Genomic DNA, 15028 nt, shown 5'->3' with positions numbered 1-15028 from the left:
CCGCGTCTCCGCCATGCTTCTTGGATTGAGTGAGCGTGATCGCTGCTGTCAGCGTCGTTTTACCATGATCAACGTGACCAATCGTGCCCACGTTGACGTGTGGTTTCGTCCGCTCGAATTGTGCCTTACCCATCGTTCGCTCTCTGAGTCTGTTCGTGTGTTTCCTTGCTACGTCGGGTAGCAAGCTCTGAGCGGGGATTGAACCCGCGACCTCGTCCTTACCAAGGACGCGCTCTACCACTGAGCTATCAGAGCGCGTTGCTGACTTCTGTACTTCACACTGCAAGCGGGAGACGGGACTCGAACCCGCGACCCTCAGCTTGGAAGGCTGATGCTCTAGCCAACTGAGCTACTCCCGCAGCGCTTCAAACTCCAGCTTTCGACTTCATTTGCCTTCCGCAAGCGGAGAAGCAGTGGTGGGGGGAGGATTCGAACCTCCGAAGGCGTAGCCAACAGATTTACAGTCTGTCCCGTTTGACCGCTTCGGTACCCCACCAAATTTTCCCGAAACAGTCCTTTCGGGGGTGTTCACTCAATCCGTCCACGCATCCCCACCTAACGCGGAAAAGAGCCGCCCCATGCAGATGGGGCGGCCTTTTACGGCCGAGCTATGGAAGGTAACCGACCCCCTGCGAGGCGTAAACCCCCGAAACGCACCGTAACTACAGGTCATCCGAGGTCCTGCTCGGAGGACGAACCACAAGCTGGCGAAGGGACTTGAACCCCCAACCTGCTGATTACAAATCAGCTGCTCTACCAGTTGAGCTACGCCAGCACTCGTTAGTGAAAAAGTAACCCAGCCGCCTGAACGGTCAACGAATTGCGTGCAGATGGCACACCTAGGCCGTCCAGCGGGCTGCCTTTACATGCGGAGGACCCGGGCCAGGAGTCCGATGGCCACGGTAGCCGCCAGTAACAGCCCCCATCCTACCCTGGACCCTGTCTCGTACACCGGATCAGCGGTCGCATCCTCTGGCGTGCGCACGACCCCTGTCGGTGTGACATCGTAGAAAAATGAGAGCACGACGGCCAAAGGTAAGCCCAGAACAGCGGCTCCGAGGAGAATGCGGTGCAAGGTGTCACTCTCTCCTCCCGTTCCGACCACCCACTTCGCCACCTCGACCAGGGCAAACGCGATGGTGATATAGGCGCTGGAGACCCGGCCGACGCGGCGGCGCCTCAACTCCTCCCAGGCCCCTACCCTGTTCTCTTCTGTTTCGTCCATGGGTTCTCTTTGGCTCAGCGGGAAGAAGCGGCTAGCCGACCACCTTCCAGCGTGTCCCGTCCGCTCCGTCCTCGAGTACGATGTCCTTCTCCGCGAGCTCGTCTCGAATCGCATCGGACGTCGCGAAGTCCTTTTTGGCTCGCGCATCCGCACGTTCCTGGATCTTCTGTTCGACATACGCGGCCATGTCGTCATCCACCGACCGTGAAGCGTGTGCGACTTCGAGAAGGCCGAGCACCTCGTCCATCGATCGAAGAACCACGACGACGGCATCACGGTCCGAGGACGACACCACCCCCCGCGAGTCCAATTCGGCATTGACCCCACCGACCAGAACAAAGATCGCAGCCATGGCATCTGCAGAATTGAAGTCGTTGTCCATCGCAGATTGGAACGACCCGCGCGCCGACTCGGCCAACTCCGGGAGCTTCGAGGCTTCTGCCGCGTCATCCACGACCGCGGCATCGAGCCGGGCTTCGAAATCCAATATGCGTTGAACCGCAGCCGCGGACGCCTTTAGTCCGTCACGCGTGAAGTTCAGCTCACCGCGGTAATGCGACGAGATGAGTTGGTGGCGGATCGAGGCAGGATCGTACCCTTCTTCGAGGAGTTCGCGGACCGTGATGAAGTTGCCGAGTGACTTCGACATCTTCTTGCCCTCGACGAACAGATGCCTCACATGCATCCAGTAACGGACGAACGGCAATCCGGTCGCACATTCGGACTGCGCGATCTCGTTTTCATGATGCGGGAAGACAAGATCTTCGCCCCCGAGGTGCATGTCGAGGGTGTCACCCAGTTCGGTTGTGCTCATGACCGAGCACTCTAGATGCCAGCCAGGCCGACCCCTGCCCCAAGGTGAGTCCCACGCAGCGCCGACCTTCTCGTCTTCTTCTGTGGCGGCCTTCCATAGGGCGAAGTCACGGGCGTCTTCCTTCTCGTATTCGTCGTGGTCCACGCGGGCGCCAACGATGAGCGTCGAGGTGTCGATACCCTTGAGCTTTCCGTATTCAGCGAATGACTCGATCGAGAAGTAGACCGCACCATCCTCAGAGGCATACGCGTGTCCGCCTTCGACCAGTCGTCCAATGAAGGTGACCATGCGCTCGATGTACTCCGTCGCGCGCGGATAACGATCGACGGTGCGGATTCCCAGCGTTCCGGTGTCCTCGAGGAAGACGTCTCCGAACGGGCCGGTATGCTCCGTGATGGACAGGCCAGCCGCAAAGGCAGTCTCGATCACCTTGTCATCTACGTCCGTCAGGTTCATGACGAACGTGACGTCATATCCGCTCCACTCGAGATAGCGGTGCACGAGATCGAAGAAGAGGAAAGTCCTGAAATTCCCAATGTGGGCATGGTTGTAGATGGTCGGTCCACACGCGTATACCGTGGCCCTTCCCTCATTGAGAGGCTCGAACAGCTGCAGTGATCGCGTCGCGGTGTTGTGGACCTTCAGCGTCATCCATCCCCCAGATCATTAATAGCGACTGCGGCGGCGGTCATTCCTCGACGGACGTAGCGATTTCACTCAAGATCGCTGCCAGCGAAGCGGCTGGGTCGTCGGCCTGTGTGATCGGACGGCCGATGACCAGATAGTCCGAGCCAGCCAGCACCGCGGCGGCGGGAGTAGCTACCCGGCTCTGATCTCCCCGATCCGATCCGGACGGCCGAATCCCGGGCGTAACGATAAGAAGGTCTTCGGGGACCTGCCGACGCAGCCAGGACGTCTCGAGCGCGGACGCGACCACCCCATCCAATCGACTCTCCGTAGCCAACTCTGCCAAGCGTCCGACCTCTTCACGGATCGACCGAATCTCTCGTCCCCACACCGACTCGATCTCGGCCCCGGACAAAGACGTCAGTACGGTGACTCCTAGGATCTTGATTCGCCCTGCAGCCGCCTCCCGAGCAGCGTCAAGCATCGCGGTGCCCCCCGCGGCGTGCACGGTGAGCAGATCAACCCCGAGTTCGGATGCCGCGCGCACGCCCCCCGCAACGGTGTTGGGAATGTCGTGGAGCTTAAGGTCCAAGAAGACCCGCTTCCCACGTTCCGTGAGCTCCGTGACCACGGCCGGGCCCGCTCGTGTGTAGAGCTCTAGGCCCACCTTGTAGAAGGTCCCCGCCTCGCCGAGCACGTCGACCATGGCGAGGGCCTCGTCAGCCGACGCAAAGTCCAGTGGGACGATTACCTCAGCCACACGCCCTCCCTCTCCCATGAAAATTCGTGGTTCGTACCTATAGGATGGCTCATTTCGGTGGTGCGCGCAGGTCGTCCCATCGATCTGAAGGGCGCCCCCACCTACTCAGTCCGCGCACGACCTTCTCCGCAGCGCGTGGAGCGGCGAATGAGGCAGTGCCTATTTCGACTAACGAAGCCCCTGCTCGGGCGTACGCCACAGCATCGGTCGGAGCGAACACTCCGCCCACACCGACGATGGGCAGCACCGTTGCCGCTGAAGCTATGCCTACAGCCCTCAGCCCAACGGGTCTCAGCGCCGGGCCACTCATCCCTCCCTGCCCCGCACCTAACTCCGGTGTGCCATCCCTCGCATGAAGGAGGATTCCAGGAACGGTGTTCACTAGGGTCAACGCGTCCGCACCGGCTTCCGTCGCGACCCGAACCGTATTCCCAAGATCGGGATCGTTCGGTGCGAGTTTGGCAACGACGGGCCGCTCCGTACGGGCCCGACATCCGCTGAGGATTTCCGAAACAGCCTCTGGATCGAGCGCGAAGGGCGCGCCGCCCCTCTTCGCGTCGTTCGGACATGACAGGTTGACCTCAAAACCGAGGAATCCGTCCTCCCCGTCCAACCCCTCTATAAGACGGAAGTACTCCTCTGTCGTGTGACCGGCGATGCTTACCAAGACCTGTGCCCGGCGGATGTTGTCGCGGATCCAGGGCAGCTTATCTCGTTTGGTCCCCTCGAGTCCTGGGTTCGCGAGTCCAATGGAGTTAAGCATACCGCCGCCGAACTCGGTCACACGCGGGGCGGGGTTTCCAGTGCGCGGTTCCATGGTGACGGATTTCGTGACGAAACCACCCAACGCCTCGAGATCGATGACGTCCTGCAACTCCATCCCGAAGCCACAGGTACCTGCGGCAAGGAGTACAGGATTCTGGAACCGCACGCCTAGAACGTCAGTCTCCAGCCTCATCGGTTCCTCACCTCTTGTAGGAGCAGCGCCAAATCCTCTTCTAGGGCCTCGAACCCTGGGGCGGCAGAGCCCCGGGCGGCCAGAACGTAAGGACTCTCGCGGTGCACCTCCAGCCGCCCCCGCAGCCAGGCTCGGTCACCCTCTCCAGGAGACACGTCGATAGCAGCCAAGAGTGCCTTCGCCGCCCAAGGCTCGCGCGGGTCCGCGTCGGCGTAGGCCAGGAACAGTCCTCGCGAGAGGATCGGAGCTTGGAGGTCGTCTCGGGCGATCTCGCCGGCGGCGAACCAGCCCAGAGATTCTTCGAGCCCGAGCGCCGCCAGCCGGTCAACCTCGTCGATGAGCTCAACGAGTTCTTCGACCGCGGGCTGTTCCCCTGCGGGAAGTAAGAGGCCCCTGACCGCGGCCAGCTCCGCGAGATCCCTAGCCCGCACGAGACGAACCTTCGCGAGCCATAACCGAGCTTCACCTGCTCCCTCGCCGATGCCCCGAGCAACGGCCCAGGCGGCCTGTGACGCCGCCGCGGTGTCGCCGGCCTGTTCGAGAAGCACAGCACGTGTGAGCCGGATCCTGGCCCGACCCACCCGACCCCAATCCGCGGAATCCGCACCCGCAAGGAAGCCAGCCACGACCGACGGGCCCCACTGGAGCGCGGCCGCGTGCGCGAGCACTGCCACGGAATCGAGGCTGGGCGCCGCTTCGCTCGACTTCAGGAGTCGAGTAAGTGCTTCGCTCGCTCGCCTCGGCTCGTCGAGTTCGACGGCCCATCGTAAGCGGGCCAACCCGGCCTCTACCCGCGTCCCAGCGTCGACGCTCGGCGCACGATCGAGGTCCCACCATCCTCCGTCTCTTTGACCTTCTTCCAGTAGGATCCGGCCACGGAGCAGATGCCCATCGGCCAGGGCGGGCCCGGACGAGAGGCCATCCAGGGCTCGATTCACGAGTCGAAGGGCGCCCTCACGATCCCCGATCTGTTCAGCCGCCACAGCTCGGTACACGAGAATAGCGAGGCTGTCGCCGGGCTCCTCCGCTAGCGCTTCCGCGGTCTCGAATGCGGCCTGAGCCGCGCCAGTTTCGCCCATGCGCAACCGTGCCCGGCCCAACAGGAAGAGCGCATCCGGCGCCCATTGGCCCTCCGGATCTCGCCGATACCCCTCCGCAGCTTTGCGGATCACGTCCTGATAGCTGGCCGTCGCGAGAGAATCGCGACCTGCTCGCCGATGGGCCTCTGCTTGGTCGTAAGCCTGTTCTGCGTTGTAGATAGAGTTGTAGTACACACACCCATTCATGAAGAAACAAACCGTCATGATGGCTGTTGCGGTCCGTATCACACTCCGTCTCCCGGTCCCCCGGTGCCGCTACCCGGCGGGTATCGCTCGAAGAAGCGGAGAACGGCACGCGCGATGGAGCGAGCCGCCTCGTCCTGAAACCGTTCCTGAACGAGCAGCGGCCCTTCGTCCTCATTAGTCACGAAGCCGACCTCAACGAGCACGGACGGCATAACGGCGTTCGTAAGCACCGCGAGCACTCCCTGTTTCACGCCACGGTTCGGTCCCGGATGGAAGTTGGCCATCTCCTCCTGAACGAACTCGGCTAACATTGCCGACCAATGCTGGTGATCGAGCGTGCGTAGCTCTCGGAGGATGAAGCCTAAGTCAGGCTCGGCATCTGCGTCGATGCTCTGCCCTTGAACCTGGAGCGGAGCATTCTCGATCGCCGCGACGCGTCGCTCGTGATCCGTCCTCGCCTCGGAAAGGAAGTACGTCTCGAAGCCCCGCACGGACCGATTGGTGAGTCCGTTCGCGTGTAGTGAAATAAACACTCCTGCCTGCTCGCCCTTCCATTCGGTCGCCTGATCGCCTCGGTCCCAAATCGGGACGAAGGTGTCGTCATCCCTCGTCAGGTAGACCTTGATTCCAGGCTCACGCTCGAGAAGGTCCGCCATGATCAGTCCGATTCCGAGAGCGACGTCCTTCTCACGAACGCCATTTCCGAGCGTACCCGGATCCCCTCCGCCGTGCCCAGGATCGATGATCACGACCCGATCGCCTTCGTACTCAGGGGTGATCACTGGGTCTGGGTCAGAAGCCACGGGGTCGGTCGCGGGAGCCCGTTCGGTCTCGGTTAGGCCCTGCGGTTCACTTGGTGAGAGTGTCTCCACCACTGTGCCACCCCAATCCGCCGGATCGGCCGCCTGAAGTGTGAACGTCGGACCGTCGAACGCATACAGCTCCGAAATCCGTCGAGGGACGAAGTCGATGAGGAGTTGGAGCGGGACGAAGGTCTCCGAGTCCTCTCGGTACGGTGCGTCTGCGAGCTGAAGTACTTCTTCGTTCCAGAAGAAGAAGGGCGACCCCAAGCGCATGGTTACGATCACTCCGTGGGGCCCCGACAGCGCAATAGCGGTCTCAACCTCAGCTACGGACCACCCCAACTGCTCGAACACGCCGAGTTGCAACGCCGCGAATCCGCGCTCCATCGAAGCCGATACGAACTCCTCTACTCCATCGGCACGTTGCACCCGGACCTCGGGAGCAGCGTCTTGGGCGCGCGTGGGGCCGGCCCACGCTAGGGTCACCGCAATGGCCAGCGCAGCTCCGACCGTGCCGTACCTCATCGATTCTCCAGCGCTCTGCGGGCGTCGAGGTCCTGCTGGCGGCGCTTTAGGTCTTCTCGCTTGTCGTACAGCTTCTTTCCGCGTGCCAACGCGATGGTCACCTTCGCAAAATTCCGAGAGAAGTAGATCTCGAGGGGCACCAAGGTGAGTCCCTTCTCCTCGACTTTCCCCATGAGGCGACGAATCTCGTCTCGGTTGAGGAGGAGTCGGCGGACCCGAAGCGGGTCAGCGTTGGCCCGATTGGCTTGCTGGTACGGATTGATGTGCAGGCTGTGCAGCCAGACCTGACCTCCCTCGAGGCGAGCATGGGCATCCTGAAAAGACACCTGACCGGCACGAATCGACTTCACTTCAGGACCCTTGAGTTCGATGCCGGCCTCGAAGGTTTCGAGGATCTCGAACTCATGGCGAGCCTTCCGATTCCGCGCCACGCTCTTTCGACCTGAGTCGCCCCTGTCCGTAGCCATTAGCAGGCCATTCCAGAGTGCGCGCACATCAAAAGATCAACACCGGAGTTCCGACGTCCACGAGGTGCATGAGTTCCCGGGCTGACTCGTTGGTGAGCCGAATGCATCCATGGGACACCCGTCGCGCCTCAGGATCCGGGTTAAGGAGAAGCCCGGGCTGATTCGTTCCATGGATCGCGATGCCAGCGCCCAAGAAGATCGCCGTATTGCCCATGATCCCGGCCATGATACGCGACGGGTGATCCTGAGGCGGCACAGGGGCGCCCTTTTCGATGAAGTGCCAGTCCGGGGCCTCCCACAACGGGTCCTTCTCCATGCGCTGGACCCGGAAAAGGCCACGGGGCGTAGAGAAGTTCCACTGATGCTCCTCCGTGTCGAGCCGGAACCCGGTCCCTGTGCCGGCCGGAGCCGACCATACCGAACGGATCCCGTCGAAGAGGAAAACTCTGTTCTCACCAAGATGCACGACGATGTAGGGTGCGTCGTGGTCAACGAGCGGCCGATCGACCTCGATCGCATGTTCGGACACATCAGCGCGAAAGCCCTCGGGCCCGCCCGACATGTGTGACGATTCCTGAGCCGCGGCCGGAGCCGAGGCAAGGAACAGGGCCAAGGGGAGGGTCCCTCTCATGGGCGGTTCTCAAAGCTCATGACTCCGGCTCTACTCGCTCGTCGCATGGTGTACACTTGGGCAACTTCGCCCCCGAGAATAAACCCTATCGACCCGTAATAGATCCAGAAAAACAACACCGCGACGGTGGCCAAATTTCCGAACGTAGAGCCGTAGTTCGCGACTCCTGTCGCATACCAGGAGAACGCCCATTTCAGGGCCTCGTAGAGCAAGGCCGAGAAAGTGGCTGCGACCCATGCCGTCGACCATGGGATACGGCGCGCTGGAAGGTACCGATACGCGAAAAGGAACAGCACCCATATGGACACCAGCGCCAATACGTATCCGAGGATCCTCTCAGCCCACGAGAGCGTACTGGCGCCGAGTCCGAGCATGCCACCGCCCTGACTGACGCCCGTCTCGACCATGACCGTGACGCCAAGATTGAGCGTCACCAGCACAACTCCGACGATGACAGCCTGAACGTCGAAGATCTTCCCGCGAAGGATGCTTCGCTGTTGCTCAATGTCGAAGATCTTTCTCAGCACGACGCGTAGCGACGCGACAAGCCGAGTACTGACCCAAATAAAGAAGAGGGCGCCGAATACGGTGAAGCCCGTGCGCTGCTCCACTAATCCAGCTACTGGACCACGCAAGGACTCGACGACATCCAAGCCGCCTCCGGTGAGCGGGAGATTGTCCCCGAACAGCGCCAGGACTGCGTCTGTGGGATCTGGGAAACGAGCACTCAGCACGTAGCCAGTCAGTCCAACTCCAAGGATGATCAAGGGGACCAAGGCCACGAGGACATTAAACGCGATCGCGCCAGCCATGAAGAAGATCTCGTCTTCTGCAGACTTGTCCCAAAGCCGGCGAAGGAACTCGCGGACCCGATAACGAAGGCTGTAATGCAGCGGCACGGGTGTGCCCTCCGCCATCAAGCCCTAAAGGCTCCTAGCGAGTTGGGCCCGTCCGCAACATGCAGAGGCCACTACTCCTCGGCCTCCGGCTCCTCAACCCCGGCGCCCACGGTATCACGGGCGGCATCGACACCCGCCCTGTAAGCGGCCTTCGATGTCTCGAGTTTCTCTTCGAGATCGCCGCGCGCGTCTTCAGCAGCCTGGCGCCCCGCGTCCACGGCCCGCTTCACAGTTTCGAGTCGGTCCTGGACACCCTCACGGGCGGTATCGAGGCGCTCTTCCAACTGAGCTTGAGCATCCTTCATACGGTCTTCTGCGGTGCTGCGCAGTTCGCGAGCGCGTTCCTTGAGCTCTTCCTGGGTCTCGGCACCCGACTTGGGGGCAAATAGAAGGGCCAAGCCCGCGCCGACGAGGGCACCGATCACGAAGGAGCCCATCTGGCCGCCTCCGCGGTCCCGTTCAATGACGATGTAGGGTTGTTCGTCGTGGTCACGCATGGTCTACCTCCCAACGTCTCATCCGCTCACCCGAACTAGGGTGGCCCGTATTCCAAAGTTAACGGTGCCCTTGAAGGCTATCTACCGGTCGGACCATGAGTTGCACGTCTCATACCACCCAGTCTGGGTCCGGCTCGGCGATCTCTGGTACCACGACACCTTCACGGCCCATCAGCCCATATGTGAGCAGCTTCGACAGCTCAACGCCAGGTTGATCCATCGGGTTCACGCCATAGAGAGTTCCGGCGATCACTGTCGCGACCTCGAAGAGCATATACAGCTGTCCCAGAGCGAAAGCATCGATCTTGGGGAGGACGATCGTCGCGTTTGGTCGCCCTCCTCTCCGGAGCGCCTCTGCCGTGGCGCGTCGCTCTGTGGTCAGGAGTTCGGCCAGCGAGTGCCCGCCAAGGTAGTCAAGCGCCGGGATTTCAGGATGCCGGTCCGGTATGGTGACGTCGGCTTCGGCGTCATCGACGTCTACGAACAGCACCACCTTGTCGTGCGGACCTTCCATGAGCAGCTGCAACACAGAGTGCTGATCCGTCGCCCCGAGTGCAGGTAGCGGAGTCGGGCCGGTGGGCCTGTTGGTGCCGTCCAGTCGCTGCGTCTTGCCAAGGCTCTCCGCCCAGAGCTGCTGGAACCAGAGCGCCACGGCACGAAGTCTGTCCGCATAAGGCATGAGGACATGGACTGATCTGCCCTGCTCCGTGTCTGCGTGATGAAGCAGACTGGCGAGGATGCCTGCCGGGTTCGATGCGAGGTCCGTCGAGCGGCAGCGCTCCTCCATTTGGGCGGCTCCCTCAAGCAAAGCGTCGATGTCCACGCCACTTACGGCGGCGGGGAGCAGCCCGACCGCGGACAGAACCGAAAAACGCCCGCCCACGTTACTGGGTACGGGAAGCATCGGGATCCCTTCGGCATCACCGATCTGCCGCAACGCCCCGTTCTCGGGATCGGTGGTAAAAAGGAAATGACCTCGCGCTTTGTCAGAGCCCACTTCCTTATCGAGCCGGTCGCGCACGACCAGATACTGCGCCATCGTCTCCGCCGTCGCGCCCGACTTGCTGATGACGTTGAAGAGAGTCCGCGCCGGGTCGACCCGGTTGAGTAGCGCCTGCAGGGTGTACGGATCCGGGTTGTCCACGACATGTAGCCGGGGATAGTGATCCCGTGCCTCGTCAGACCTCGAGTTCCAAAAGGGTCCCAACAGGGCGTCCCTCAGCGACGTCGCGCCCAGGCCCGACCCTCCGATGCCCAACACCACAACGTCCTCGAACCACTGCCCAAACCCATCGGCCAATTCCTTTACCTGCGCGACGTGGTCCGCCGCATAAGGCAGGTCGAGGAAGCCGAGCACTCCAGCTTCGCGCTGGGCTGCAACATCAACCATCGCTGCAGTAAACCGCTCAGCCATGTCGCCGCGAAGCAAGTCGGGAGATACCCCACCCTCGGTCTGCGGCGACATCAGATTTCCGAAATCGATCCGGATCGATGTCATGACGGCACCTCTACAATGAGTCCATCGTGGGCGGCCATGACACCGTCAGGCAGCCGCTCTTCGAGTTCAGCGTGTGTGACGCGATGGGTCAGGTGCGTCAGATAGGTCCGCTCCGCGCCTACTTCACGAGCAGCCTCGATCGCCTCTTCGATGTTGAAATGCGAAGGGTGGGGACGTCCGAACCAAAGCGCGTTCAGCACCAAGACGTCGACCCCCTTCAGGGCTTCTAGGGTCGTCGGAGGCAGACGCTTCCCGTCTGTGATATAGCCGAGCTTGCCGACTCTGAAGCCGTAAACGTTGGTCGGGCCATGGGGGACTAACAGGGGCGTGAAGCTCTCACCCACGATGCCGACAGGGCGCCCCTCTTCCAGCTCGTGCAGCTTCACACTGGGGATAGAACTCCCAGGCGCGGCCTGAACGGCCTCGTCGAAGATGTACTCGAAGTAGCGGGCAATCTTCTCCCGATACTCAGACGCAATGTAGGCGTCTACGTCGCCGCGACGGGCGGTGAACACACGTAGGTCATCGATGCCGTGCACGTGATCCGCGTGAATGTGCGTGAACCAGACCGCGTCCACTGCAGACACCCCCGCGGCGATCAGCTGGAGACGGAGTTCCGGAGGGGTGTCGACGAGCAAAGACCCGCCGTCCGTTTCTACCAAAGCTCCGTGACGGGTGCGCCGGTCTCTCGGGTCCGTGGACGAGCAAGCTGGACAGTCGCATCCAACCACGGGTACGCCAAACGAGGTGCCAGTCCCAAGAAAGGTCAATCTCACGGGGCTACGAGATCCGAGGGCGCCGCATCATACGGCTAGAGGCGCTCGAGGCGCATCGTGTTGGTCGAACCGGACTCGTAGAACGGGAATCCTGCGGTCACCGGAACCGAGGCACCTGGCTCACCGGCCTCACTTTCGATCACTGCCTGTCGCCCGAAGGCCGACTGACGCTCATACGACATCTCGACTCGGGCAGCCAACACCGGCCGGACCCCCCAAACGGCCGACAATTGCCGGTGCGTGTGTGGATCCGGGGTAACGGCAAAAATAGGAACCGAGGGTCGGTAAGACGAAACTAAACGGGCGGAGAAGCCAGACTTGGTGAGTACGATGATCGCTGGGGCGCCGACCCTAGCGACGGCGTCGACCGTGGCCGCCGCAACCGCGTGCTCACGCGGCGAAGCACCGCCTCGCGAATGCAAGCCTGGGTGCGTGAGATACCGCGGACCGCGTTCGAGAAAGCCACTTCTCTCGATTTCGGTGCCGATGCTCACAATGGCATCCAGCGCTTCAAGCGGATACTTCCCGACCGCGGTCTCTCCGGAGAGCATCACCGCGTCCGTTCCGTCGAGAATCGCGTTCGCGACGTCGGATGCTTCAGCGCGCGTAGGACGAACGTTCTCGATCATGGACTCGAGCATCTGAGTCGCGGTGATCACTGGCCGCCCGTAATAGTTGGAGAGTTGGATGATGCGTTTCTGAGCGAGCGGGACTCGTTCGAACGGGAGCTCCACGCCCAGATCCCCGCGCGCCACCATAACCGCGTCAGTCTCCGACAGGATCTCTTCGATCGCGCGAACCGCCTGTACCTTTTCGATCTTGGACACGACGAGGGCTCGCCCACCGACCCGACGCTTCAGGTCGATCACATCGTCGGCCGAACGCACGAAGGACAACGCGATGTACTCCGCCCCTTCTTCCAACGCAAAGTCCAAATCCGACAGGTCTTTCTCCGTCAGGGACGGAGCCTGCACGTTTACGAGGGGCAGGTTGATGCCCTTTCTGGGCTTTAGAAGCCCACCGCGCACGACCTCCAGTCGGGTCCGGTCCCCGGTGGTACCGACGCAGCGGAGTTCGAAGCTGCCGTCGTCGAGCAAGACAGCGTCGCCTTCTTGGATCTCACTCGCCAGCGGCTCGTACGTAGTCGGGATCTCGTCCTCGGTCGCGACAGCCTGAGGAGCCATCACTACCATCTCTCCAGCCACCAACTCGATAGGAGCAGACAATTCCCCCACGCGGATCTTGGGTCCGGACAGGTCGACCATGACCCCCACCGGGCGCCCGACTTTTTCTGAGGCAGCGCGCACCGCAGCAATAGAAGCCCGGTGATCCTCCCGAGAGCCGTGCGACATGTTCACCCGGGCCAGATCCAAACCCCGCTCGACCATCGAGAGAACGGTCTCAGGCGACGAAGTCGCCGGGCCCAGCGTGCAAACGACCTTGGTTCGGAGCATGAACTCGACACGAGGTGGTGGGGAGCGACCGTTCAGCCGCCTGGATAGGAATTGTGGTCGCGACCCGGAGAGCGGGCAACACCCAGGAGCGAGTACACGCGTGCTGTGAGGGGTGGCGCTGCAAGGACACCCCCGCTTTTATTCGGCCCTCCTTCACATTGTGACCACGAGGCGCCCGAAGGCGCATGGCCTACATCCATATACAAAGCGAGTCCGACAGCCAACGACTCGCCGACGACCTCAGTGGAGTGACCCAGTTCGCGCTCGACTGTGAGGCTGCTGGCTTCCACCGATATTCGGATCGCTTGTGTCTGCTTCAAGTCACAACTCCGACGGCGACGTACATCGTCGACCCGCTCGCGTTCGACGCATCGGATCTTTTTAGGACGGTGCTAGAAGATCCGGAGATTGAGGTTGTCATGCATGGCGCGGACTACGACCTACGTCTGCTCCTCCGAGATCTGGACATCACGCTGCGTGGGCTCTTCGACACTCAGATCGCGGCGTCGATGTTAGGACTCGAAGGACTCGGATTGGCCGCGCAACTGGCCGAGCGCTTCGGCGTGAAGCTCACCAAGAAGTATCAGCGCGCGGATTGGGCTGAGCGTCCACTCACAGAAGGAATGCTGGACTACGCTGCGAGCGACACGAGGTACCTGTTGGAACTACGATCCCAGATGGCGGCGGAGTTGGAAGTTGCTGGGCGGACCGCATGGGCGCAGGAAGAATGCCGCGCGCTGGAAGCGGCGGCAGTGGCACCCAAAGAGGTATCCGAGCCCGTGGATCCAGTGGCGCGCGTCAAAGGCGCCAGAGATCTTGATCCCAGGCAAGTACACGCCATCAGGGTAGCAGTCGAGTGGCGCGATGAGATCGCGAAGCGCCGTGACCGCGCAACGTTTCGTGTAGTCGGAGACGGCCCACTCATCGATGCTGTCGCACTCGCACCACGCCGCGCAGAAGAGCTGGTCGACCTCAAGGGCTTCCCCGGCGGACTGGCCCGCAACGAAGGGAAGGAGCTGATCCGGCGGCTCCATGCAGTCACCGAACTCTCGGACGAGGAGATCGTCCCCTATCCAAAGCGAAGGGGTGGCCCGGGTCGAGCGCCGCCGGAAATCGAAGAGTTGGCCGACAAAATCAAGGTCGTCCGCAACCGCCGCGCCGACGAATTGGGCCTGGCCCGCGGATCGTTACTGAGCAACGCCGTGTTGCTGGAGATCGCGAAGGTGAGCCCCTCCTCCATTGAAGAACTCAAGGCGATTGACGGCGTGCGAAACTGGAAGGCGGACGTGGCCGGTGAAGAAATTCTGGCGGCCCTGACGAGCTGACCACAGCCGCTCTGAACGAAAAGGGGGATCCGGCGTCGAACGCCGGATCCCCCTTTTCGTATCGATCTCAGTCCGGCTAGTCGATCGCCGACTCTTCCTTCCGCTTGCAATCGATGCAGTAACGCGCATGCGGCAGGGCATCAAGGCGCTCGAAGCCGACCGCGGCCTGGCAGGTATGGCACTGTCCAAAATGTTTGGGATCGTTGAACAGCCTCCGAAGCGCCTCCTCGAGGCGGTAGAGGTAGCGGCCTTCCTTCGTCGCGGAGACGGCTGCCTTTTCGCGCTCCTGCGCCTCAGTGCCCTGGTCCGCCATGTGGTCTGTATAGGTGGACAGATCAGAGTCACCCGACTCCCGACCGGCCTTAGCCATCTGGTCAAAGAGCCCTAGTGCCTTGAGTGCACGAGCCCGCTCGACGAGCAGTCTCTTCTCAAGGTGAGAAAGCTGTTTCTTGGTGAGAGCCATGATCGCATCTCTGTCTAGTC

16 protein-coding genes and 4 tRNA genes are annotated in these 15028 nt (G+C 61.9%); 1 reads left to right on the top strand and 19 read right to left on the bottom strand.

What is annotated here, in order from left to right; all coding sequences use genetic code 11:
- The 18 genes from P8L30_16420 to pyk form a co-directional block, all read right to left on the bottom strand.
- Positions 1–133: GTP-binding protein (locus P8L30_16420; GenBank protein ID MDG2241790.1), on the bottom strand; the 133-nt coding region annotated here is incomplete at its 3' end.
- A gap of 50 nt (positions 134–183) precedes the next feature.
- Positions 184–255: transfer RNA gene (locus tag P8L30_16415), tRNA-Thr, on the bottom strand.
- A gap of 30 nt (positions 256–285) precedes the next feature.
- Positions 286–359, bottom strand: a tRNA-Gly gene (locus P8L30_16410).
- A gap of 55 nt (positions 360–414) precedes the next feature.
- A tRNA-Tyr gene (locus P8L30_16405) sits at positions 415–496 on the bottom strand.
- Between the two features lie 206 nt (positions 497–702).
- Positions 703–775, bottom strand: a tRNA-Thr gene (locus P8L30_16400).
- An 87-nt stretch (positions 776–862) separates the two neighbouring features.
- Positions 863–1225, bottom strand: coding sequence for a hypothetical protein (locus P8L30_16395; GenBank protein ID MDG2241789.1), 363 nt, complete (start codon positions 1223–1225; stop codon positions 863–865).
- A 31-nt stretch (positions 1226–1256) separates the two neighbouring features.
- On the bottom strand, positions 1257–2690 hold the full coding sequence (cysS, locus tag P8L30_16390) for a cysteine--tRNA ligase (protein MDG2241788.1): 1434 nt from the start codon (positions 2688–2690) through the stop codon (positions 1257–1259).
- 37 nt (positions 2691–2727) lie between these two features.
- Positions 2728–3426, bottom strand: coding sequence for an orotidine-5'-phosphate decarboxylase (pyrF, locus tag P8L30_16385; GenBank protein MDG2241787.1), 699 nt, complete (start codon positions 3424–3426; stop codon positions 2728–2730).
- Positions 3427–3475: 49 nt separating this feature from the next.
- Positions 3476–4384, bottom strand: a complete 909-nt coding sequence (locus P8L30_16380; GenBank protein ID MDG2241786.1) for a dihydroorotate dehydrogenase — start codon at positions 4382–4384, stop codon at positions 3476–3478.
- Complete coding sequence (locus P8L30_16375; protein MDG2241785.1) at positions 4381–5712, bottom strand: hypothetical protein; 1332 nt, start codon at positions 5710–5712, stop codon at positions 4381–4383. The genes P8L30_16380 and P8L30_16375 overlap by 4 nt, the downstream gene beginning before the upstream one ends.
- Positions 5709–6998: an N-acetylmuramoyl-L-alanine amidase gene (locus P8L30_16370; GenBank protein ID MDG2241784.1), complete on the bottom strand. Its 1290-nt coding sequence runs from the start codon at positions 6996–6998 to the stop codon at positions 5709–5711. The genes P8L30_16375 and P8L30_16370 overlap by 4 nt, the downstream gene beginning before the upstream one ends.
- Positions 6995–7465 carry an SsrA-binding protein SmpB gene (smpB, locus tag P8L30_16365; GenBank protein MDG2241783.1) on the bottom strand — a complete coding sequence of 157 codons (471 nt, stop codon included), beginning with the start codon at positions 7463–7465 and terminating at the stop codon, positions 6995–6997. The genes P8L30_16370 and smpB overlap by 4 nt, the downstream gene beginning before the upstream one ends.
- A gap of 28 nt (positions 7466–7493) precedes the next feature.
- Entirely contained in the window at positions 7494–8096 is a 603-nt protein-coding gene (locus P8L30_16360; protein MDG2241782.1) for a L,D-transpeptidase, read from the bottom strand.
- Entirely contained in the window at positions 8093–8995 is a 903-nt protein-coding gene (locus P8L30_16355) for a YihY/virulence factor BrkB family protein (protein MDG2241781.1), read from the bottom strand. The genes P8L30_16360 and P8L30_16355 overlap by 4 nt, the downstream gene beginning before the upstream one ends.
- A gap of 71 nt (positions 8996–9066) precedes the next feature.
- A complete protein-coding gene (locus tag P8L30_16350) occupies positions 9067–9492 on the bottom strand; it encodes a YtxH domain-containing protein (GenBank protein MDG2241780.1) in 426 nt (141 codons plus the stop codon).
- A gap of 109 nt (positions 9493–9601) precedes the next feature.
- A complete protein-coding gene (locus P8L30_16345; GenBank protein MDG2241779.1) occupies positions 9602–10990 on the bottom strand; it encodes a glucose-6-phosphate isomerase in 1389 nt (462 codons plus the stop codon).
- The gene (locus P8L30_16340) at positions 10987–11721 is read right to left on the bottom strand and encodes an MBL fold metallo-hydrolase (GenBank protein MDG2241778.1); all 735 of its coding nucleotides are present in this window, start codon (positions 11719–11721) and stop codon (positions 10987–10989) included. Before P8L30_16340 ends, P8L30_16345 begins: the two co-directional genes overlap by 4 nt.
- A gap of 80 nt (positions 11722–11801) precedes the next feature.
- On the bottom strand, positions 11802–13220 hold the full coding sequence (pyk, locus tag P8L30_16335) for a pyruvate kinase (protein ID MDG2241777.1): 1419 nt from the start codon (positions 13218–13220) through the stop codon (positions 11802–11804).
- Positions 13221–13405: 185 nt separating this feature from the next.
- Between pyk and P8L30_16330 the strand changes: the two genes are divergently transcribed.
- Positions 13406–14545 carry an HRDC domain-containing protein gene (locus P8L30_16330; GenBank protein ID MDG2241776.1) on the top strand — a complete coding sequence of 380 codons (1140 nt, stop codon included), beginning with the start codon at positions 13406–13408 and terminating at the stop codon, positions 14543–14545.
- A 76-nt stretch (positions 14546–14621) separates the two neighbouring features.
- Here P8L30_16330 and P8L30_16325 read toward each other — a convergent pair whose 3' ends face one another.
- Complete coding sequence (locus P8L30_16325) at positions 14622–15008, bottom strand: TraR/DksA family transcriptional regulator (GenBank protein ID MDG2241775.1); 387 nt, start codon at positions 15006–15008, stop codon at positions 14622–14624.
- Positions 15009–15028 lie beyond the last annotated feature (20 nt).

Source organism: Longimicrobiales bacterium, from assembly GCA_029245345.1.
Classification (GTDB): Bacteria; Gemmatimonadota; Gemmatimonadetes; order Longimicrobiales; family Gaopeijiaceae; genus CALFPJ01.
This window is presented reverse-complemented; position numbering and strand designations above follow the sequence as displayed.

Bases quoted from the DNA above. Each gene is read 5' to 3' on its own strand.
- P8L30_16380 (MDG2241786.1), bottom strand. From the start codon at position 4,384: ATGAGGCTGGAGACTGACGTTCTAGGCGTGCGGTTCCAGAATCCTGTA.
- P8L30_16395 (MDG2241789.1), bottom strand. From the start codon at position 1,225: ATGGACGAAACAGAAGAGAACAGGGTAGGGGCCTGGGAGGAGTTGAGG.
- P8L30_16330 (MDG2241776.1), top strand. From the start codon at position 13,406: ATGGCCTACATCCATATACAAAGCGAGTCCGACAGCCAACGACTCGCC.
- P8L30_16345 (MDG2241779.1), bottom strand. From the start codon at position 10,990: ATGACATCGATCCGGATCGATTTCGGAAATCTGATGTCGCCGCAGACC.
- P8L30_16360 (MDG2241782.1), bottom strand. From the start codon at position 8,096: ATGAGAGGGACCCTCCCCTTGGCCCTGTTCCTTGCCTCGGCTCCGGCC.
- P8L30_16370 (MDG2241784.1), bottom strand. From the start codon at position 6,998: ATGAGGTACGGCACGGTCGGAGCTGCGCTGGCCATTGCGGTGACCCTA.
- P8L30_16350 (MDG2241780.1), bottom strand. From the start codon at position 9,492: ATGCGTGACCACGACGAACAACCCTACATCGTCATTGAACGGGACCGC.
- P8L30_16325 (MDG2241775.1), bottom strand. From the start codon at position 15,008: ATGGCTCTCACCAAGAAACAGCTTTCTCACCTTGAGAAGAGACTGCTC.
- cysS (MDG2241788.1), bottom strand. From the start codon at position 2,690: ATGACGCTGAAGGTCCACAACACCGCGACGCGATCACTGCAGCTGTTC.
- pyk (MDG2241777.1), bottom strand. From the start codon at position 13,220: ATGCTCCGAACCAAGGTCGTTTGCACGCTGGGCCCGGCGACTTCGTCG.
- smpB (MDG2241783.1), bottom strand. From the start codon at position 7,465: ATGGCTACGGACAGGGGCGACTCAGGTCGAAAGAGCGTGGCGCGGAAT.